The 20357-nt window shown below is 63.7% G+C and carries 23 protein-coding genes and 1 pseudogene; 10 read left to right on the top strand and 14 right to left on the bottom strand.

Annotated features, from left to right (window positions below; translation table 11 throughout):
- From leuB to uvrC, 4 genes and pseudogenes are all read right to left on the bottom strand, one after another.
- Positions 1-1047 (bottom strand): 3-isopropylmalate dehydrogenase, encoded by a 1047-nt coding sequence (gene leuB / locus ACQY6T_RS05480; protein WP_428629321.1) that lies wholly within the window; start codon positions 1045-1047, stop codon positions 1-3.
- 48 nt (positions 1048-1095) lie between these two features.
- Positions 1096-1833, bottom strand: coding sequence for a DNA repair protein RecO (gene recO, locus ACQY6T_RS05475; RefSeq protein WP_428629319.1), 738 nt, complete (start codon positions 1831-1833; stop codon positions 1096-1098).
- Positions 1821-2213 carry a PaaI family thioesterase gene (locus ACQY6T_RS05470; RefSeq protein ID WP_428629317.1) on the bottom strand — a complete coding sequence of 131 codons (393 nt, stop codon included), beginning with the start codon at positions 2211-2213 and terminating at the stop codon, positions 1821-1823. Before ACQY6T_RS05470 ends, recO begins: the two co-directional genes overlap by 13 nt.
- Before the next feature lie 12 nt (positions 2214-2225).
- Positions 2226-4159 (bottom strand): annotated as a pseudogene (gene uvrC, locus ACQY6T_RS05465) (excinuclease ABC subunit UvrC).
- 72 nt (positions 4160-4231) lie between these two features.
- On the opposite strand from uvrC, the gene ACQY6T_RS05460 reads away from it, so the two are divergent.
- Both ACQY6T_RS05460 and ACQY6T_RS05455 read left to right on the top strand, forming a co-directional pair.
- Positions 4232-4954: an SDR family oxidoreductase gene (locus tag ACQY6T_RS05460; protein WP_428629315.1), complete on the top strand. Its 723-nt coding sequence runs from the start codon at positions 4232-4234 to the stop codon at positions 4952-4954.
- Between the two features lie 12 nt (positions 4955-4966).
- Positions 4967-5614, top strand: a complete 648-nt coding sequence (locus ACQY6T_RS05455; RefSeq protein ID WP_428629313.1) for a glutathione S-transferase family protein — start codon at positions 4967-4969, stop codon at positions 5612-5614.
- A gap of 65 nt (positions 5615-5679) precedes the next feature.
- Here ACQY6T_RS05455 and ACQY6T_RS05450 read toward each other — a convergent pair whose 3' ends face one another.
- The 8 genes from ACQY6T_RS05450 to ACQY6T_RS05415 all read right to left on the bottom strand — a co-directional run bounded on the left by ACQY6T_RS05450 (position 5680) and on the right by ACQY6T_RS05415 (position 12223).
- Positions 5680-6213, bottom strand: a complete 534-nt coding sequence (locus tag ACQY6T_RS05450; protein ID WP_428629311.1) for a F0F1 ATP synthase subunit B — start codon at positions 6211-6213, stop codon at positions 5680-5682.
- Positions 6206-6703: an ATPase gene (locus tag ACQY6T_RS05445; RefSeq protein ID WP_428629309.1), complete on the bottom strand. Its 498-nt coding sequence runs from the start codon at positions 6701-6703 to the stop codon at positions 6206-6208. Before ACQY6T_RS05445 ends, ACQY6T_RS05450 begins: the two co-directional genes overlap by 8 nt.
- Before the next feature lie 71 nt (positions 6704-6774).
- Positions 6775-7005, bottom strand: coding sequence for a F0F1 ATP synthase subunit C (locus tag ACQY6T_RS05440; RefSeq protein WP_037515205.1), 231 nt, complete (start codon positions 7003-7005; stop codon positions 6775-6777).
- 43 nt (positions 7006-7048) lie between these two features.
- On the bottom strand, positions 7049-7801 hold the full coding sequence (locus tag ACQY6T_RS05435; RefSeq protein ID WP_428630381.1) for a F0F1 ATP synthase subunit A: 753 nt from the start codon (positions 7799-7801) through the stop codon (positions 7049-7051).
- Between the two features lie 62 nt (positions 7802-7863).
- Complete coding sequence (locus ACQY6T_RS05430; RefSeq protein WP_428629306.1) at positions 7864-8193, bottom strand: AtpZ/AtpI family protein; 330 nt, start codon at positions 8191-8193, stop codon at positions 7864-7866.
- A gap of 231 nt (positions 8194-8424) precedes the next feature.
- The gene (locus ACQY6T_RS05425; RefSeq protein ID WP_428629304.1) at positions 8425-8826 is read right to left on the bottom strand and encodes a YdbL family protein; all 402 of its coding nucleotides are present in this window, start codon (positions 8824-8826) and stop codon (positions 8425-8427) included.
- Positions 8827-8843: 17 nt separating this feature from the next.
- The gene (locus ACQY6T_RS05420) at positions 8844-9005 is read right to left on the bottom strand and encodes a YnbE family lipoprotein (RefSeq protein WP_428629302.1); all 162 of its coding nucleotides are present in this window, start codon (positions 9003-9005) and stop codon (positions 8844-8846) included.
- A gap of 50 nt (positions 9006-9055) precedes the next feature.
- Positions 9056-12223 (bottom strand): YdbH domain-containing protein, encoded by a 3168-nt coding sequence (locus tag ACQY6T_RS05415; protein ID WP_428629300.1) that lies wholly within the window; start codon positions 12221-12223, stop codon positions 9056-9058.
- A gap of 203 nt (positions 12224-12426) precedes the next feature.
- On the opposite strand from ACQY6T_RS05415, the gene radC reads away from it, so the two are divergent.
- On the top strand, positions 12427-13137 hold the full coding sequence (radC, locus tag ACQY6T_RS05410) for a RadC family protein (RefSeq protein WP_428630380.1): 711 nt from the start codon (positions 12427-12429) through the stop codon (positions 13135-13137).
- A 61-nt stretch (positions 13138-13198) separates the two neighbouring features.
- Here the strand turns inward: radC and ACQY6T_RS05405 are convergent, their stop codons facing one another.
- Positions 13199-13693, bottom strand: coding sequence for a calcium-binding protein (locus ACQY6T_RS05405; protein WP_428629298.1), 495 nt, complete (start codon positions 13691-13693; stop codon positions 13199-13201).
- Between the two features lie 27 nt (positions 13694-13720).
- Positions 13721-14056, bottom strand: a complete 336-nt coding sequence (locus tag ACQY6T_RS05400) for a calcium-binding protein (protein WP_428629296.1) — start codon at positions 14054-14056, stop codon at positions 13721-13723.
- A 199-nt stretch (positions 14057-14255) separates the two neighbouring features.
- Between ACQY6T_RS05400 and purB the strand changes: the two genes are divergently transcribed.
- The 7 genes from purB (at position 14256) to accD (ending at position 20291) form a co-directional block, all read left to right on the top strand.
- Entirely contained in the window at positions 14256-15572 is a 1317-nt protein-coding gene (gene purB / locus ACQY6T_RS05395; RefSeq protein WP_428629294.1) for an adenylosuccinate lyase, read from the top strand.
- A gap of 65 nt (positions 15573-15637) precedes the next feature.
- The gene (locus ACQY6T_RS05390; RefSeq protein WP_428629292.1) at positions 15638-15988 is read left to right on the top strand and encodes a lipopolysaccharide assembly protein LapA domain-containing protein; all 351 of its coding nucleotides are present in this window, start codon (positions 15638-15640) and stop codon (positions 15986-15988) included.
- A complete protein-coding gene (gene pyrF, locus ACQY6T_RS05385) occupies positions 15985-16659 on the top strand; it encodes an orotidine-5'-phosphate decarboxylase (RefSeq protein WP_428629290.1) in 675 nt (224 codons plus the stop codon). The genes ACQY6T_RS05390 and pyrF overlap by 4 nt, the downstream gene beginning before the upstream one ends.
- 137 nt (positions 16660-16796) lie before the next feature.
- The gene (locus tag ACQY6T_RS05380) at positions 16797-17426 is read left to right on the top strand and encodes a phosphoribosylanthranilate isomerase (protein ID WP_428629289.1); all 630 of its coding nucleotides are present in this window, start codon (positions 16797-16799) and stop codon (positions 17424-17426) included.
- The gene (trpB, locus tag ACQY6T_RS05375) at positions 17423-18655 is read left to right on the top strand and encodes a tryptophan synthase subunit beta (protein ID WP_428629288.1); all 1233 of its coding nucleotides are present in this window, start codon (positions 17423-17425) and stop codon (positions 18653-18655) included. Before ACQY6T_RS05380 ends, trpB begins: the two co-directional genes overlap by 4 nt.
- Positions 18652-19443 carry a tryptophan synthase subunit alpha gene (gene trpA, locus ACQY6T_RS05370; protein ID WP_428629287.1) on the top strand — a complete coding sequence of 264 codons (792 nt, stop codon included), beginning with the start codon at positions 18652-18654 and terminating at the stop codon, positions 19441-19443. The genes trpB and trpA overlap by 4 nt, the downstream gene beginning before the upstream one ends.
- Positions 19440-20291: an acetyl-CoA carboxylase, carboxyltransferase subunit beta gene (accD, locus tag ACQY6T_RS05365; RefSeq protein WP_428629286.1), complete on the top strand. Its 852-nt coding sequence runs from the start codon at positions 19440-19442 to the stop codon at positions 20289-20291. The genes trpA and accD overlap by 4 nt, the downstream gene beginning before the upstream one ends.
- The last annotated feature ends 66 nt before the right edge of the window (positions 20292-20357 follow it).

The following is a 20357-nucleotide window of genomic DNA, read 5'->3' as shown; positions in this document are numbered from 1 at the left end:
CTATCCGTTCAAAGCGGCAACAACCGCATCGCCGAGCGCCGCCGTACCCATGTTACCGCCCAGATCGGCGCCGCGGCAACCATCGGCCAGCACTTTCGCTACCGCCGCCTCGATCCGATCCGCGCTTGCCGCGTCGTCGCCCGAATGGCGCAGCAACATCGCGAGCGACAGGATCATCGCCAGCGGGTTGGCGATGCCCTGTCCGGCAATGTCGGGCGCGCTGCCGTGGATCGGCTCGTACAGTCCCTGTTTGCCTTCGCTCAGCGACGCCGACGCGAGCAGGCCGATCGAGCCGACGCACATCGACGCCTGATCGGACAGAATGTCGCCGAACAGATTGCCCGTGACGACGACATCGAATTGCCCCGGATTGCGCACCAGCTGCATCGCGGCGTTGTCCACATACATATGGCTGAGCGCGACGTCGGGATAGTCGGCGGCAACCTCGATCACAACATCGCGCCACAGCTGCGACGTTTCCAGGACATTGGCCTTGTCGACCGAACAGAGCCGTCCTTTGCGCCCTTGCGCTGCGCGAAAGGCGACATGTGCGATGCGTCGCACTTCGCTCTCGCTGTACGACATGATGTCATAACCTTCACGCTCGCCGGTCGCGGTCGTGCGCGTGCCTTTTTCGCCGAAATAGACGTCACCATTGAGTTCGCGGACGATCAGCAGGTCGATCGCCGACGCAACTTCGGGGCGCAGCGCCGAGCTGTCTTCCAGACCGGCAAACATTTTCGCGGGGCGGAGATTGGCGAACAGGCCAAGCTCCGAGCGCAAGCCGAGGATCGCCTGTTCGGGGCGCAAATGGCGCTCAACATTGTCAAAGCGCGGATCGCCGACTGCGCCGAACAGGATCGCATCGGCGGCTTTCGCCTTTACCAGCGTCTCGGGCGGCAGCGGATGGCCGGTCACCGCATAGGCCGCCCCGCCGACCAGCGCACGGTCGAGCGTCACCGGCAGCGCCAGCGCGGCGAGCACCTTCTCGGCCTCAACCATGATCTCCGGACCGATACCGTCGCCAGCCAGCAGCAGGATTTTCAACTTGTCGCCCTTTCGTGTCTCGCCCGCCGCTTAGACAGCGGCGGCGCGTCACGCAACCGCCCTGCCCAGCCGATCGATCAATCGCGCGCGCACATCGAGCAGATCGCGCGCGCGCCCGTCGAGTAGGTCGCGGTCGATGAAATGGCCGGTGATCGCCAATCCGTCGAGGACATCCGCCAGCGACGGCCCCGCATCGGCGCCCCGCAGGAAGAGCGGCAGGCGGAGCAGTCGCTCTTCATAGCCAACCGCAGCCGCGGCACTGACTGCACCACCCGACTTCCGGCTTACGAACGCCAGGTCGCTCGAAATTCCGGTCACCACACATTCGTCGAGATCGAGCCCGAACCCCAGTTCGGCGAGCAACAGCAGTTCATATCGCGCCAGCGCCGCTGCCCATTGCCGCGCCGACGATGCAACCCCGATCGCATCGAGCAGCCCCGACAGCGCCGAATAGAGCGCCGGATAGGGCTGGCTTTCGGGCAAGAGCATCGCCGTAACGCTGGTCACCCAGTCGATGGCGGCCGCCGCCAGCGGCTCGGCGAGCAACGGCGCGCGGCTTTCCAGAAGTTCGGCAGTGGCGCTCGCCAATTGCTCCTCGGTGCGCGCGCGCAGTTCAAGCGCGATCAGATTGCCCGCCATCAAGATCGGGCGCAGCCGCGTCGACCGCCCGCCGCGCACATAGCCCGCGACCAGACCAGCTTCCTCGGTCAGCGCGCGCAATATCGCCCCATGCTCGCCATGCGCGCGCACCGCACAGACGATGGCGGGGGCGGTCAGGCTGGCCAAAGCACCAGCTGCGTCTGCGTCACCAGCGCGACATCGGCGCCGTCCTCGATACGGATGCGCGTCTGCCAGACCGACACGCGCTTGCCGATCTTCACCGGAGTCGCCTCGCCGATCAGCACGGATCCAACCGGTCCGGCGCCTAGGAAATTGGTCTTGCTCTCAATCGTCGTCGTGCCGCTCGCGCCCTCGGGCAGCGTCAAAAACGCCCCGACCGCGCCCAGGCAGTCGGCAAAGGCCATGATCGCTCCGCCGTGAACGATCCCACCCGCGGTACAGATTTCGGCGCGCACGGGCAGCTTTCCGGCGACAAGCTCCTTGCTGCCTTCATGGATCGTCACGCCCAGCGTTCCGGCCAATGGCATCATCGCAGCAAAATCCATCGTCTCGCTCTCCTAATTGCCCGAATGATAGAAATCATGGACGGCTTGCGCCACCGCCGCGCTTACCCCCGGAGCCTTCTGCAAATCCTCCAAACTCGCGCCGCGTACCGCTCGGGCGGTGCCGAAATGCATCAGCAGTGCTTTCTTGCGCGAAGGCCCGATCCCCGGCACCTCGTCGAGCGGTGAGGCGCCCATTGCCTTTGACCGCTTTGCGCGGTGCGCACCGATCGCAAAACGATGCGCCTCGTCGCGCAGCCGCTGGATATAGAACAGCACCGCATTGTTCGGCGGCAGGGTGAATTCGCGCCCGTCGGGATAGTAGAAAGTTTCGCGCCCGGCGTTCCGGTCCGGCCCCTTGGCCACCCCGATGAAAGTCAGATCGTCGATCCCCAGTTCGGCGAACACCGCGGCCACCGCCGACACCTGCCCCTTGCCGCCGTCGATCAGCACCAGGTCGGGCCATTCGCCCTTGGTCCGCTCGGGATCCTCCTCGATCGCGCGCGCAAAGCGGCGCTGGAACACCTCGGCCATCATCGCGAAATCGTCGCCCGGCATCGTGTCGGCGCGCTTGATGTTGAACTTGCGGTACGCACCCTTGATCCAGCCCTCCGGCCCCGCGACCACCATCGCGCCCAGCGCATTGGTCCCCTGGATATGGCTGTTGTCGTAAATCTCGATCCGCTGCGGCGGAGCTTCCAGGTCGAACAGCTCGGCCAGTTCGCGCCCCAATTTCGCCTGCGAACTGCTTTCGGCGAGCCGCCGGTCGAGCTCCTCGCCCGCGTTGCGGACCGCCTGCTCCAGCAATCGGCGCCGGTTGCCGCGCTGCGGGACGCTGATCTCGACCTTGCGTTCGGCGACTGCACCGAGCGCCTCGGCCAACAATGCGCACTCCTCGGGCTCGCGATCGACAAGGATCGTCTTGGGTGGCGGCACGCCCTCGTAAAACTGCATCAAAAAGCTCGCCATCACCTCTGGCTCGGGCACCCCCGACACATGCGCCGGGAAAAAGCTGCGATGGCCCCAATTCTGGCCGCCGCGAATGAAGAAGCCCGCGATGCACAACTGGCCACCTTTGGCCGCCAGCGCGAACACATCGGCGTCACCCAGCCCGTCGGCGTGGACCGACTGGCTGCCCTGAATGAAGGTCAGCGATTTCAGCCGGTCGCGCACGATCGCCGCCGTTTCGAAATCCATCGCCTCGGCCGCCTGCGTCATCGCATCGCCCAGCCTTTTCTGGACCGCGATCGACCGCCCTTCGAGGAAATCCTGCGCATCGCCGACCAGCTGCGCATAATCCTCCTTGGAAATGCGATCGACGCATGGCGCGCTGCAGCGCTTGATTTGATAGAGCAGGCAGGGCCGCGAGCGGTTGGCGAAAAAGCTGTCGGTGCAGCTGCGCAGCAAAAACGTCTTCTGCAATGCATTGAGCGTCTGGTTGACCGACCCCGCGCTGGCGAACGGTCCATAATAGCGCCCCTTGGCCCGCCGTGCGCCGCGATGTTTTGCACCCGCGGGAAAGCATGATCCATTCGCAGCAGGATGAAGGGAAAGCTTTTGTCGTCGCGCAGCAGCACATTGTACGGCGGGCGATAGCGCTTGATCAGCTGCGCCTCGAGCAGCAACGCCTCGGCCTCGCTCGTCGTCGTGATGATCTCCATCGCGCGCGTTTGCGATACCATGCGCTGCAGTCGCTGGGGCAGCCGCGCAACCTGGGTGTAGTTGGTCACCCGGTTCTTCAATGCTCGCGCCTTGCCGACGTACAGCACGTCGCCGCGCGCATCGAGCATCCGATAGACGCCGGGCCGCGTCGGCAGCTTGCGGACCACGCTGCGGATCGCCTCGGCACCGCGCTCAAGATCGGGCTTGTCATCCTCCCCGTCGCCGCCGCGCATCACATAGGTGGCTTTTTCTTCGTTGAATCGATCGGGAGCGTTCGGGCGAGCCATGATTTGCATGTAGGCGAGGACGATGCGACCCGCCATAGTGCGACAGGTAAAACAAACACCGGAGGGGTCCGCATGAACGTAAGAGGGAAATTGGCGCTGGTCACCGGCGGCAGCGACGGCATCGGGCGCGAAATCGCGCTGCAACTGCAAGCCGCAGGCGCTGAGGTGATCGTGACAGGCCGTTCGGCAGAAAAGTTGCGGGCGATGGCAGCGCTGGGTTTCGGAACCATCGCGGGCGACCTGTCGGGCCCAGCCGGGATCGACGCGGTCGTTGCGGGGGTTGCCGGCAAGCCGCTCGCGCTGCTCGTCAACAACGCCGGGGTCGGCGCGATGGACTATGTCGTCGACGATCCCGCCAACCTCGCCACCGCTGACAATTGCATGCGCACCAATCTCGATGCGCCCATCGCGCTCTGCGCCCATCTGCTACCGGGCTTGAAGGCGCAACCCGAGGCCGCAATCGTCAACGTTACCTCGGGCCTCGCGCTCGCGCCTTGTGGCAGCGGCGCGGTCTATTGCGCCAGCAAAGCGGGCCTGCGCGCTTATACCCAAGCGATGCGCTACGTTCTGAAGGACAGCAACGTCCGGATCATCGAGGCATTGCCGCCGGTGGTCGAAACCAACATGACAAAATCGCGCGCGGGCAAAAAGATGAACGCCCACGATTGCGCCGCCGAAATCGTCCGCGGCATCCGTAATGGGAAGACCGAAATCAATGTCGGCATGGTGAAGATTTTGCAGTTCGTCCACAGCATCTCTCCCGCGTTGGCGCGGCGGATCATGATCAAGTTTTAGGAGGCAACGGACATGATCACCCTCTATGGCGAAGGCCGCGGGTTTCGCGTCGCCTGGCTGCTCGAGGAAATGGGGCTTCCCTACCGGCTACGCCAGGTCGATTTGCTCAACGGGCTCGAAAACGACACCGAATTTCTGGCAGTCAACCCCGCCGGTTTCATCCCGGCGATCGTCGATGGCGATACGATGATGGTCGAATCGATCGCGATCATGGAATATCTTCTCGCAACCCACGGGCCCGGCCCACTAGCGCCTGCGCCAAACGATGCCGCATTCCCCGCCTATCTGCAGTTTCTGCACATGGGTGAGGCGGGCCTGGCCGGTCCGGTGAACGCCATCGTCGCGACCAAAATCCTCGCGCCCCAAGCCGAACAGAATAACTGGACCACGGGCTGGGCGCTGAGCGTTTTCAAAAGCCGCCTCGGTCTGGTGACCCGTCAGCTTTCTTTGACATCCTATATCGCGGGCGACGATTTCACCGCCGCCGATATCTCGGTCACCTATGCACTCGAATTTGCCCAGCGTACTATCGGTTTCGCGCTCGGCGCGGTCGAGCGGGGATATCTCGCCCGGACCACGGCGCGTGCGGCATACGGTCGCGCGATGGACTATTGTCCCGCCACCAAGGCGTGGGTCGCGAGCATGGCCGGCACGGATTAGACCGACAAAACAAAACGCCCGCGGAAATTTGCGGGCGTTTTCTTATTCAACGATGGCGAAAGCGCTCAGCCTTTGGCGACGCCCGCAATCGCCTGATCAACCAGGGCCTTGTCGGCCTTGGCGTCATGCTTTTCGGCAATCAGCGCCGCAGCCGCAGCGGTCGCTGCCTTGGCAGTCGCGGCGCGAACTTCGGTCAGCGCGGTCGCTTCAGCCGCGGCGATGCGGTCTTCGGCCATCTGCTTGCGGCGGCCAATCAACGCGGTGGCGTCGGCCTTTGCCTTGGCGACCAGCGTTTCGGCTTCGGCTTCAGCGCGGGCGCGCATCTCGTCGGCTTCCTTGGCGGCGGCGGCGAGCTTCGCCTCATATTCAGCCTTCAGTGCTTCGGCGTCGAGCCGCAGCTGTTCGGCTTCCTTCAGCTGCTTCGAAATCTCGGCAATCTTGTTGTCGAGCATGCCCGCGACCAGCGCCGGCACCTTCTTCCACAGCAGGATGCCGATGAAGATCGCCATCGCGATCGAGACCCATGTGGTCGCCGTCAGAATCCCGAAGGACTTCGGTTCGGCTGCCGCTTCGGACAGGATCATAAGGAAATCAGCCATGGAGCACCGCCTTCACCGCTGCCTTGGCGTCCGCCGCGGCAATTTTCACGCCCGACAGCTTGGCAACGAGGTCGCTCGCCGCTTCGGCTGCAACCGATTCGATTTCGGCCATCGCCGACGTGCGCGCTGCGGAGATGTCTGCCTCTGCCGCCGACAGCTTGTCGGACAGTTCGGCATCGATCTTCGCAAGGCGCTTTTCAGCATCTTTCGCGGCCTTGTCCTTGGCGTCGGTTACCGCCTTTTGCGCGGCGGCGCGGCTCGCGTCGCTCTGTTGGCGATAGCTTTCTTCCAGATTGTCCGCGGCGGCATGGGCGGCTTTTGCAGCTGCCAGATCGTCCGCAACCTTGCGGTCGCGCGCGTCCACCGTCGCCTCGATCTTCGGCAGCATGCCGCGACCGATGACAAAAAAGACGAAGCCAAAGGTCAGCAGCACCCAGAAAATCTGCGATGCGGCATACCAGTTTTCAGCGAATTGGCTGATTTGAGGCATGGATTTACTCGACCAACAAAGAGGAATGCAGTCGCGGGGCTAACCTTAGGCGGTCAGCCCCGCCGACGAAATCAGGCTGCCTTGAGGTACAGCAGGATCGCGATCAGGAACGACAGCAGGCCCAAAAGTTCGGCAGCCGCGAAGCCGATGAACAGGCGGCCCTGCTGGCCGTCGGCCGCTGCCGGATTGCGCAGCGCGCTTTCGAGGAAGCTACCGAACACATTGCCCACACCGATGGCGGCCATACCGGCACCGATAGCAGCCAGACCAGCGCCGATGAGCGAAGCAGCTTGAACGTCCATTTTAAAACTCCTTGGGAAAAACGTTGATTAGGTAGTTGAAATATCAGTGAAGATTGATCGCGTCGTTCAGATAGAGCGACGTGAGCAGCGCGAAAACATAGGCCTGGATCCCCGCGACGAGCAGTTCCAGCCCGCTGATGCCGACCATCAACGCCATGCTGGGAATACCGACACCGATACCGATCGCCGGACCGGCGGCAATGCCGTCGATGATGAACGAAGCGAAGACCTTCATCAGCACGTGGCCGGCGGTCATCGCAACGAACAGTCGCAGCGCCAGGCTGAATGGGCGGACCATGAACGACACCAGTTCGATCACCGGGATCAGCCATAGCAGCCACCAGGGGGTGCCATGCGGGACGAACAGCGAAAAGAAATGCAGGCCGTGACGCCAGAAACCAACGATGAGCACGATCGCAAAGCTCAGGATCGCAAGGAAGCCGGTGATCGCGAAATGGCTCGTCACGGTGAAGGGATGCACGCCGAACAGGCCGAGCGGCATCAGCCCGATCACATTCAACATCAAGATGAACATGAAGAGCGAGAAAACATAGGGCGTATATTTACGGCCTTCGGGGCCGATATTCGCGTTCATCATGCCCGAAATAAAGCCGGTGAAGCCTTCGACGGCGACCTGCCAGCGACCGGGGACGAGCTGGCGCTTCATCCCGCCGATCATGAAAACCCAGAGCAGCAAGCCGGCGATAAGCATCCACATCGCGCTAGTGGTAAATGCGACCTCGTGATTGCCGACATGGAACATGTCGAACATCTTCTGCACCTCGAACTGGTGCATCGGGTCCACTTTGCCTTGATCCGCCACGCGATACCTCGCCTAAATCCCAAGTCTGTCGAGCGTCAATCCGGCTTCGAAGGCCGAATATTCGCAATTCGAAATATGTTCCTGAAGGCGACGGCTACTCCAAGGAACAGCACCGCCAACAGGCCCCAGGGTTCGGTTCCGGCAAAATGGTCGATCGTCCAACCGACCAACGCGCCGCCACCGATGCCACCCAGCAATTCGGCCAATACGCGATTACCGAGCTTATAATTGGCATCGGTCTCCGGTCCGGCTTTCACATCGGTCCGTTTCGCTTCTGCGGCTTCGGCCCGGTCCAATCGCTCCGTGAGCGACACCAGGCGCGAATCCTCCGAAGCTGGTTCCGGATCGCTGTCGTTCCCCGTCATTTCCCGCCATCCTCCTGAAACAGCATCGGAAAGCTCCGATTCCGCCTGCGAAAAAAGGCCCGAAAAATCGGGGGACCCCTAAGGCGCGGTCCGTTTAGGAACGCGGCCCGATTAAGTCAATGCCCGCGCGCTAGCGCACAACCATCAATTGCTGCCCCGCACAAAAATGCCGCCGCGTTTAGGGGCGCGGCGGCATGTGGCGCCCGCGGGCGCCCTTGTATGGATTTCGGGTTACGGGCAGCTTGCGTTGCGCACAGGCGGGCTGTCATCGCGGGTCAGCCAGCGGCCGTCGGGCGCCTGATATTTCTCACCCGGCTTGGTACTGGCGATCAGGTTGCAGCCGCTGGTAAAGGCGAATTGCTGGACCGTGCTGCCCGTCGACTGCGCGCTCTCGGTGTATTTGGCCTTACGCTTGATATTCAGATCTTCCACCAAAGCGCGGATCGCCGGCGTCGGCGTGCTCGCAAAGCCCAGATAGCCGTCGGGCTGTTCGCCGACCTGTCCGGCGGCGCGCGCCGCAGCATAAGCGGGGTCGCGCTGGGCCATTGCCGACGGCACCATCAGCGCAACGGCGGCGGTCGCCGCGATCGCAGCAAGAGCCAGTCCGGTCGGTTTCCACATTTTCACACGCATCTGTTCATTCCCTGTCATCAGAATATCTCGCTATTCTGTTCGATGAGCTTTTTGGCATCGCCATCCAGTCTGTACACCACTTCCTGACGGATGTTGATGTTCAGGTTGATCTCGATCGGCTTGTCGGGCGTATCGATCTGCACACAGCCGGACAGCGCCGCGGTACCGATCAAGACCACCAGACCGCGCCCGTATCTGGCCAGCCTCCTTGCTCCTGTCTTGGGTATGGTCATCGCATGGGCTCGCTTTCTGGAGGCTGAACGGGGGCAGGTGTGCCCCTTGCAGCGGCTTCGGCTTCTTCCTGCGCGCGCATCAGGGCGGGCAAATTCTGTTCTATGAGCAACGACGGGTCATAAAAACCTTTCGCCGACGTCAGCAGTTGCCGGAACGGCGCCTTGATCTTCACATTGAAGATCAGTGGGACTTTGGCAATCTGGTTGGTCAGGAAATTGCGCGACGCGCCTTCGCCCTGCCCCACGCCGCCGAAACGGATATCGGTTACCATTTCACCGTCCAGATCCCCGTTCAAGATGATCGTCAGGTCATCATATTTCAGGCTGCGGAGCGCGCCAAAGGCAAAATTGGCAATCGCGCCCAGATTGCGGTTCGACAATTCGCCGACATAGGCGAGCGTGCCGCCGCCAGCGCGCGAATCGATCCGCCCGCCGACGATGCGTCCGCCCAGCCCGCCGAACTCGACCGGCAGCGTGCCGTCGAATTTGCCAGTCGCGTTGATATTGTCGAACCCGAAACTCTGCAGAAACACCGCCGCATCGACCCCGACGATGTCGAATGACAACCGCCGCGTCTGCTCGGCGCTGAAATCAAGCGTCGTCGGATGAAGCAGCAACTGCCCGCCCCCAAAGGGCCAGCTGCCGCCCTCCACCCGCACCCGGTTGTCGCCGAGCAGCTGATATTCGATCTCGCCGTCGAGCACCGGGATGCCCGGGTTGACCTCTTTGATCTTCGCAATCTGGCCGGGCGCCGAATGTAACCCGATCAGGTCGTCAAAGGTCAGCGTCGTGGTCAGGCCGGTCACTGGGCCGAACGCCGCGGCAAGGTCGGCGCCAGCCGTCGCGAAAGTCCCGCGGCTGGTCACGCCATCGGCGGTCCACTCGATCCGCCCGTCGCCGACCACCGAACCCTGGACATTGGCGACAACACCAAGCGCGAGGCTGGTCAGCTGATCGGGCTGGAAGCTGTCGCCGAAACGCAGTTCGCGGACCAGCAAGTCGGCCGCACCGCTGCCGTCGGTAAACCGGTGACGGATGATCGTATCCAGAATCTTGGTACCGGTCTTTTGCTCGTTGAATGCAGCCTTTGCGTCGATCATTCCGTCGGCAAAGCGCAAAGTCGCGTTGTTGCTGATGAGCGGCGCAAAGCGGCCATCGGGCGCCGCGTCGGTCAGCAGCAATCCGCCATCAAGCGTCAACGCGCCATTCGCCCATCGCCACGTGCCGCCGATGTCGTTCATGTTCAGCGGCACCGCACCGATTTTGCCGCTGGCGCCGCGCAGTTCGCCCGCCATGCCCTGCGCAGTTGTGCGTCCGGTCAAGCGCTGGGCTCCAAAGTGCGTGACACTTTCGCCTTCACCCAGTCTGAAATCGGCCAGCGCGAGCGACCAGCGCATCGCGGTCAGGTCGATATTCGCCGGTCCGCTGGTCACCGCAAACGGCGAGCGACCGCTGGTGCCGCGCAGATTGATGGCCGGGATCCGAATCTGGCCGCGCAGGCCGTCCGGCCCCGCGCTGAGAAGCGGTGCGCCGGGACGGCTGCACAGATCAATCGCGCTCTTGCCAAGGCTGAACCCGGAAATTGCGATGCGATCGGCGCTCACCCGGCTACAGCCGCCGTTCAGCGCCAGCGCCCCGGTTGGCGCGATGACCCCGTTCAGCGGAATGCTGAGCCGTTCGACGCGTCCGCCTGCGAGTGGTCCCGACAGGTCGGCGCGCGTGGCAAAGCGCAGCAAACCGTTGCGGTCGCCCGAAAAGCGCACTGGTGTCAACGCGAGCCGCGCCCCGTCCGCCTGATAGGGATCGAGACTCGCCAGCCCCGTGATCGATCCGTCGATGCTGCGATCCAGTTTGACCGATCCGGTCGGCAGGCCGCCGCCGCCGAACCGCCAGCCGCCCGACGCCAATATCGCGGGCTGGGCCGCACCATAAATATAGCCGATGCGGCTGTCGGCGCTACCGGTGAAGCGCGCGCCGCTTTCGCTGGTCAGCTGGGGTGCGATCAGGTCGATCCGTGCCGACGCCCCCTCGCCGACCATCGCAAAATCGGCGCTGCCGCCGACATCGGCCAGCATCCGGCTCAGCGCCGCACTGCCCTTGGTCGCCAGTGGTCCGATCGGCGTTCCAACCAGGCCGTCGACGCTGCCCGCCAATGTGCGCCGCATCGCCGCGCTGGCGCTGGCCCGGGCGAAACTGATCCGGCCATCGAATTTTGGCGCGGCGCGGCCGACGTTGCCTTGCGCCTTGAGGTTCACTGTCTCGGCGGTAAAGTCGGCGCCGCGCGCCCTGGCCATAACGGCGTCGAGATCGAGTTTTGTCGCCGCTGCGGTGCCGTCAAAGCGGGCAAGCAAGCCAAGGCGATCGGCCTGCAGCGATCCGGCAGCCAGCGCAGCGATGCTTGCGTCTGCCTGCCCCTTCCAGCTTTGCAGATCTTCGGACAGCGACAGGTCGAGCGCGATCTGCGGCGACGCCGCGGTCACGCCGCCATCGGCGCAGGACAGGCTGCGACCGCGCAGAGGGCCGACGAGTTGCGGGCGAACATTGCGGACGAGGAGGGTGCCGTAAAAGCTCACGTCGCGGCCGCTGCATCCGGCGGCCACGATGCCGGGGGCCACCAGTGCGAGTTTGCCGGTAAAATCGCGGCGCAAATTACCGCCGCCGTTCAGCGCCGCTCCAACATTGCCCCATGGCGTCTCGACCCGCGCCCGCGCATCGCGCAGAACGACTGCCAAGTCGGGCAAGGCAAAGGGGTCGGTGCTGGTCGGATCACGGAACTTGTCGAGCGCGCCAAACGAGAGGCGGTCATCGACAAAGCGGCCATAAAGCCGAACTCCCTCGGCGCGGATTTCCGTAACATATGGTCCCGACCAGCCGTAGCCGAGCAGCACTTGGACCTTTTTCGCGGTCAGGTCGGGGCTGGCGGGATCGCCGATTACCAGATTGGACAGGCGCTCGCTGCGAAAGCCGATCGCGTCGATCTGGTACCGCGCAGCGACCCCGCGGCTGCCCAGCTGGTCGCTGATGAACCGGTCGGCAATCGGCTCGCGTGCCAGCCAGACTCCAGTAACAACGATGATCACCGCACCTGCGGTCAGCCAGCGTTTCTTGAACAGCAGTGTTCGGCTGCGAAATCGTGGTCTCGCGCTCTCATCACCGTCAGTCATAGTAATGAGGCTGCCCGCTGTATTCGGTCCAGTATCGCGTCGCAGCGGATGACGTCATTGCGTCCAATTGTCCTCCGGACCGTATCATGTTCATCAGCGGCAACGCCGGAAATCCCGTTTCGCTGCAACAAATTGGTCCAGTTTGCCATCAGCTGTTTCCTATGACCGTTGAGTGCGGCTCACAAGGCGGTTATTCGACGGCGATGGCCGATGCCGATATACCCGCCCCCTCGCCCCATGCCGCCCCTGATCATGCGGGTCATCGCGGGCGGTTGCGCGCGCGATTACTGAGCGGCGATGTCGACGGCATGGCCGATTACGAACTGGTCGAATATCTGCTCGCGCTGGCCATACCGCGCCGCGATACCAAGCCGCTGGCCAAGGCGCTGCTCCGCGAATTCGGGTCGCTGGCCCAGTTGGTCAGCGCCGATCCCGAATCGCTGCGCCGGGTTGATGGGCTGGGCGATACCGCCATTGCGGCGCTGAAAATCGTCCAGGCTACCAGCTTGCGCCTGCTCAAGGGCGAATTTCGCGACAGGCCTTTGTTATCCAGCTGGGACGCGCTGCTCGACTGGTTGCGCGCCGATATGGGGCCGATCGATATCGAGCGCGTCCGCATACTCTATCTCAACGCGCGCAACATGCTGATCCGCGACGAACTGGCGAGCGAAGGGTCGATCGACCAATCGGCGATTTATGTCCGCGAAGTCGTCAAACGCGCACTCGAACTCGGCGCGTCAGCGATCATATTGGTGCACAACCACCCCAGCGGCAGCCCCGAACCGAGTCGGCAGGACATCGCGATCACCCGCGAAATGGCCGAAACCGCCAGTCGGCTCGGAATCACGTTGCACGATCATATCGTAATCGGCGGGTCGGAGTTTCGGAGCTTTCGCACGATGGGACTGCTGTGACGCCCAAACGGATGCAGCCGTCGGATCGCTCCGACGGCTGCACCACCCCGCGTGTCGCCGATTAGGCGCCGCGCGAGAGGAACCCGGTCAATTCGACCTTGTTGACCGCGCCGGACTTGTCACCATCGGCGGCAGCGAATGCCTGACCGATCCAAGTCTTCACCTCGGCCGATTCGGCATCGACGCTCGGCTCAGTCGCGGCGCGCAGCTTCTTCATCCATGCTGCGAATTCCGCATTGTTGAGATCGCCATTGGCGTCCGCATCATAGGTCGGAAACTCTTGCTCGACGATCTGCGCGATCTGGGTCGGCGTTGCCGTGGCACCCGATGCCGGGGCTGGTTCGGCAGTCGCCGGTGCGGGTTCGGTCGATGCCGGGGGCGCCGCCGAATCGGGAGCGGGTGCCGGAGCCGGTTCAGCAGGCATTGTCGAATCGGGCGCCGGGGCCGGCTGGGTCGCGGTGGTCGAGGCAGCCGGATCGGCAGCGGGTGCGGTGGTCTGCGCCAGCGCGGGGAAACTCACGGCGGCGGCACCGATCAAAAGCATGGTCTTCAACATGATATATCTCCTGTGGCTCGTTGATTGTTATTCCGGTTCCGGTTCAGCTTTGGGATCGGTCTCCGGAGCAGGCTGGTCAGCCGTCGGGGTAGGCTCGGCTGCCGGGGGTGTTTCGGTCGGCGCGGCATCCTCGGTGGGAGCCGCGTCGTCCGAAGGGGTGGCGTCGTCGGCGGGCTGGTCATCCGGCGCCGGAGCCATCGTATCGCTGGGGGCCGGTTCGGCGGGTGCCGGAGCCGTTGTATCGGTCGGTGCCGACTGGGTCTGCGCGGTGGGCGCGGGTTCCGCGCCCGACGGAGCGGTCGTCTGAGCCAGCGCGGGAACGCTGATGGCGGCCGCGCCGATCAAAAGCATTTGTTTCAACATAGAAATTCTCCTTTCGCGGCGACTTTTTGGGTCGTTGTGACCTGCCGCCTTATTGATGGGGTATGCATGCAACCCGTCATCTTCGGGCATGGTTGCGGTGTCACTGCGTTTGGCGAAACGGTCCGTCCCTGCTACGGGGCGGCCCGTCACGGTTCCGCTGCGATTCCGCGATAGAGCGTCCCAAAAGGAAGGAAATTCAATGGTTCCGCGTTACGCCAGGCCGGAAATGACCGCGATCTGGTCGGCCGAGAATCGCTTTCGCATCTGGTTTGAGATCGAAGCGCACGCCACCGATGCCCTTGCCGAGCTCGGAACCGTTCCGAAATCCGCCGCCAAAGCCTTGTGGGACTGGTGGGCGACGAAGCCCGGTATCGACGTCGCTGCGATCGACGCGATCGAGGCGGTGACCAAGCATGACGTCATCGCGTTCCTGACCTGGGTGTCGGAAAATGTCGGCGAAGAAGCGCGCTTCATGCACCAGGGCATGACCAGCAGCGACGTTCTCGACACCTGTCTCGCGGTCCAGTTGGCACAGGCCGCCGACCTGTTGATCGCCGACATTGATGCGCTGCTCACCGCGATCAAGCGCCGCGCCTTCGAACATAAACTGACGCCCACGATCGGCCGCAGTCACGGCATTCACGCTGAACCCGTCACCTTCGGGCTCAAACTGGCGCAGGCCTATGCCGAGTTCGATCGCTGCAAGGCGCGCATTGTCGCCGCCCGCGCCGAAGTGGCCACCTGCGCAATCTCCGGCGCGGTTGGCACCTTCGCCAACATCGACCCGCGCGTCGAGGCGCATGTCGCAGCGAAGCTCGGCCTAACCGTCGAACCCGTATCGACGCAGGTTATCCCGCGCGACCGTCATGCAATGTTCTTTGCCACCCTCGGCGTCGTCGCCGGTTCGATCGAGCGGCTCGCCACCGAAGTGCGCCATTTGCAGCGCACCGAAGTGCTCGAGGCCGAAGAGTATTTCTCGCCCGGCCAAAAGGGCTCGTCGGCGATGCCGCACAAGCGCAACCCGATCCTGACCGAAAACCTTACCGGTCTCGCGCGCATGGTCCGCAGCGCCGTTGTCCCGGCGCTCGAGAATGTCGCGCTGTGGCACGAACGCGACATCAGCCACTCGTCGGTCGAACGCTTCATCGGCCCCGACGCGACGATCACCCTCGATTTCGCGCTCGGGCGGCTGACCGGGGTGATCGACAAGCTGTTGATCTATCCCGAACGGATGCAGAAAAACCTCGACCGCATGGGCGGTCTTGTCCATTCGCAGCGCGTCCTGCTGGCGCTAACCCAGGCGGGAGCGAGCCGCGAGGACAGTTATCTGCTGGTCCAGCGTAACGCGATGCGGGTGTGGGAAAGCGACGGCCAATTGTCGCTGCTCGAACTTTTGAAAGCCGACGCAGACGTCACCGCGCGACTGTCCGCGGCGCAGCTGACGGAACTTTTCGACCTCGGATATCATATGAAGCATGTCGAAACGATCTTCGACCGCGTCTTCGGGCCGGCATAGCCGGACTGGAAAGCCGCGCCAATCTGGCTTAGGGTCGTGACCGACCGACAGAGGAGCATGATATAGTGGGTATTCTGCGGACAATTATCTGGGTCTTTTTGACCGCTGTGCTGGTTATTTTCGCGATGGCGAACTGGCTTGCTGTCACCGTGACCATCTGGCCGGGTCAGGTGCTCGACACCAAATTGCCGGTGCTGATCCTGGCCTCCTTCCTGATCGGCAGCGTACCGATGTGGATTGCACTGCGCACCACCCGCTGGTCGCTCAAACGCCGCCTCGATGCCAGCGAGCGCCAGCTTGCCGACATGCGGGCGCTCGCGAACCGTCCTGTCGAACCCGTTCCGGCGCCGCAAACCGTTCCGGTGAATGACATTCCGCCCGCCCCCAACGATCTCTTTCCAACGGACAAGCTATGAGTTCACCGCTTTATCTCGCTATAGACAACCCTGATCTCGATGCCGCGGTCGCGTTGGCGCAAAAGGTCCGGCATCATGTCGGCGGGTTGAAGCTTGGCCTAGAATTTTTCTGCGCCAACGGCCACCACGGCGTCCATGAAATGGCCAAGCTTGGCCTGCCGATTTTCCTCGATCTCAAGCTGCACGACATTCCCAACACGGTCGCCAAGGCGATCCAGGCGCTGCGTCCGCTCGAACCGGCGATCCTGACGGTCCACGCTGCGGGCGGCCGCGCGATGCTTGAAGAGGCCAAGGCGGTTGCCGGGCTGAATACAAAGGTTGTGGCGGTCACCGTGCTCACCAGCCTCGATGCCCCCGACCTCGACGATATCGGCGTTGGCGGCACTCCGCACGATCAGGTCGTCCGCCTCGCCGCATTGGCGCGCGAAGCTGGGCTGGACGGCATCGTCTGTTCGGGCCAGGAAGTGAAGGCGGCGCGCAAGGCGTGGCCCGGCGGCTTTTTTGTGGTCCCCGGGGTTCGTCCCGCCAACGGCGCCGCTGGCGATCAGAAACGCGTCGTCACCCCGGCGCAGGCATTGGCCGACGGTGCGTCGATTCTGGTGGTTGGCCGCCCGATCAGCCAGTCGTCCGATCCCGACCTTGCGGCGCGCGAAATCGAAGCGACGCTTTAGGGTCCAACCGCACCTACCATCATCGTCATTGCGAGAAGCCAAAGGCGACGAAGCAATCTCCAGCGATCGAGATTGCGCTGCGCCGATAACTGGAGATTGCTTCGCTCCGCTCGCAACGACATCAAATGAGTCAAAACATGTCTCCACTCGTCAAAATCTGTGGCCTGTCCACCCCCGAAACCGTTGATGCCGCGATCAAGCTTGGCGCAACCCACATCGGCCTCGTTCATTACGAGCCAAGCCCGCGCCACGTTGACGTCAAAACCGCTGCAAACTTGCGCAAACGCGCCGGTCCGCATGTCAAGGTGGCGTTGTTGCTGGTCAACGCGTCGCAGCAACTGACGGGCGAGGCGCTGGCGGCAGTGCGTCCCGACATCATCCAGTTTCACGGCAACGAAACCCCCGAATGGCTCGCGGCGGTAAAGCGACTGGTTCCGGCAGAAATCTGGAAAGCCGTTGGCTTGAAGGACGCCGGCACGCTGACGCGCATGCAGCAGTATTTCGGTATCGCCGATCGGATCCTGTTTGACGCTCCTGCGGCGGCTCTGCCCGGCGGGACCGGCACGCGCTTTGACTGGTCGTTGCTCAAGGATCACCGCCATACGATGGAGTGGGGCGTTGCCGGCGGCCTGACACCGGCCAATGTCGCCGAAGCGATCGCCGCAACCGGCGCGCCGCTGGTCGATGTCTCCTCGGGCGTCGAAAGCGCCCCGGGCGTCAAGGATGTGGACAAGATCGCCGCTTTCCTTAAAGCGGCGCGATCATGAGCACCCAGCCCAACAGCTTTCGCACCGGCCCCGACGAGCGCGGGCATTTCGGCATCTTTGGCGGGCGCTTCGTCGCTGAAACGCTGATGCCGCTCGTGCTCGACCTCGAACGCGAATATCGCGCAGCACAGATCGATCCGGCCTTTGCCGCCGAATTCGACGATCTGCTAACCCATTATGTCGGCAGGCCGAGCCCGCTCTATTATGCCGAGCGGCTGACCGACGAACTGCGCAAGGATGCCCCCGCGGGCAAGGGCGCGCAAATCTGGTTCAAGCGCGACGAACTCAACCACACCGGCGCGCACAAGATCAACAATTGCATCGGCCAGATCCTGCTCGCACGCCGCATGGGCAAGACGCGGATCATCGCCGAAACCGGCGCGGGCCAGCATGGCGTCGCAACCGCGACGGTCTGCGCGCGCTTCGGCCTGCCCTGCGTCATCTATATGGGTGCGCGCGACATGGAGCGGCAGCAACCAAACGTGTTCCGCATGAAGCTGCTCGGCGCCGAGGTGATTGGAGTCGAAAGCGGCGCCCGGACGCTGAAGGATGCAATGAACGAGGCGCTGCGTGACTGGGTCGCCAACATCGAAGACACCTTTTACATCATCGGCACTGCCGCCGGTCCGCACCCCTATCCCGAACTCGTGCGCGATTTCCAAAGCGTAATCGGCAAGGAAGCACGCGCCCAGTTGCTGGAGCGGACCGGGCGTTTGCCCGACCTGCTCGTCGCCGCGATCGGCGGCGGGTCGAACGCCATCGGCCTGTTCCACCCCTTCCTCGACGACCCGTCGGTCAAGATGCTCGGCGTCGAGGCCGCAGGCCACGGGCTCGACAGGGAACATGCCGCCAGCCTTGCAGGCGGCGCGCCCGGCATCCTGCACGGCAACCGCACCTACCTGCTCCAGGACGCAGACGGGCAGATCGACGAGGCCCATTCGATCAGCGCCGGGCTCGATTACCCCGGCATCGGCCCCGAACATGCGTGGCTGCGCGACATCGGCCGCGTCGAATATACCAGCGCCACCGACAAGGAAGCGCTCGATGCCTTTCAGCTGCTCTGCCGCACCGAGGGCATCATTCCCGCGCTCGAACCCGCGCACGCGATCGCTGCGGTCACCAAGGTCGCGCTGGAAATGGACCGCGACGCGATAATCATCGCCAATCTGTGCGGTCGCGGCGACAAGGACATCTTCACCGTGGCCGAGGCGCTGGGGACACAGATATGACGCGCTTCGCCACCGCCTTCAATAAGCCCTACGCTGCGCTCGTCACCTTCGTGACCGCGGGTGATGGCGACACCGCCGCCATCCTAGATGCACTTGTTGCAGGAGGCGCCGATGTCATCGAACTCGGGATGCCGTTTACCGATCCGATGGCCGACGGTCCCGCGATACAGAGCGCTAACCTGCGCAGTTTTGCCGCGGGAACGACGACCGCCGACATTTTCGCCATCGCCAAGGGCTTTCGCGCCCGCAACGCTGACATCCCTCTCGTACTCATGGGCTATGCCAATCCGATGACCGTGCGCGGGGCCGACTGGTTCGCCACCGCGTGTAAGGACGCGGGCGTCGATGGCGTCATCTGCGTCGATATTCCGTTCGAGGAAGACGACAGCCTTGGCCCCGCGCTGCGCGCCGCCGGGGTGGACCAGATTCGCCTCGCCACCCCGACCACCGACGCCGCGCGGCTGCCCGCCGTGCTCGATGGCGCGGGCGGGTTCCTCTATTATGTCAGCGTCGCCGGGATCACCGGGCTGCAACAGGCGGCGCAGGCAAGCATTGAGGAGGCGGTCGCCCGCCTGCGGACCCAGACCGACCTGCCGATCGCGGTCGGCTTTGGCGTCCGCACCCCCGAACAGGCCGCGAATATCGCGCGCGTCGCCGATGGCGTCGTCGTCGGCTCAGCGCTGGTTGAGCTCGTCGCGCAGCATGGCGCCGACGCGCCGCGCCACATTGAAACCTTCACCCGCAGCCTTGCCGATGCTATCCACGGCGCCAAGGAGATCGCCGCATGAGCTGGCTCGACCGCGTTCGCAACGCCCTGCCGTTCACCGCCAAGCGTGATACCGCCGACAATCTCTGGCACAAATGCCGCCAGTGTCAGCAGATGGTGTTCGTCAAGGAGTGGGAAGACAATCTCAACGTCTGCCCGCGCTGCGACCATCACGATCGCATCGGCGCGACCGAGCGTTTCGCCCAGCTGTTCGACGGCGGACTGCATGAAATGATCGCGGCGCCGGCGGCGCCCGAAGACCCCCTGAAATTCCGCGATACCAAGAAATATGTCGACCGCATCAAGGCGGCGCGAGCTTCAACCGGCGACCGCGATGCCTACCAGAACGCCTTCGGGCGGATCAACGGTCAGGGTGTTGTCATCGGCGTCCAGGATTTCGCCTTCATGGGCGGGTCGATGGGCGTCGCCGTGGGTGAGGCCTTTGTCGCTGGGGTCGAGCAGGCGATCAAGCGCGGATCCCCCTATATCGCGATCACCGCGGCGGGCGGCGCGCGGATGCAGGAAGGTACGCTGTCATTGATGCAGATGCCGCGCGCCACGGTAGCGCTCGCGCGGCTGCGCCGCGCCGGCCTGCCCTATATCGTGCTGCTTACCGACCCGACCACGGGGGGCGTCACCGCCAGCTATGCGATGCTTGGCGACATCCAGATCAGCGAGCCCAAGGCGTTGATCGGCTTCGCCGGCCAGCGCGTGATCGAGAATACGATCCGCGAGAAACTCCCCGAAGGCTTCCAGCGCGCCGAATATCTGCTCGATCACGGGATGATCGACATGGTCGTTCACCGCAAGGACCTGCCCGAGACGCTGGGGCGCCTCATCGGTTATCTGGCGCCCGAGAAAGCGGCCTGACGTTCAAAAACATCGTCATTGCGAGGAGCGAAGCGACGCGGCAATCTCCAGCGATCAACCTTGCGC

The organism is Sphingopyxis sp. (genome assembly GCF_965279725.1).
Classification (GTDB): Bacteria; Pseudomonadota; Alphaproteobacteria; order Sphingomonadales; family Sphingomonadaceae; genus Sphingopyxis.
The sequence above is the reverse complement of the archived record's forward strand: the minus strand, read 5'-3'. Positions and strand labels throughout refer to the sequence as shown.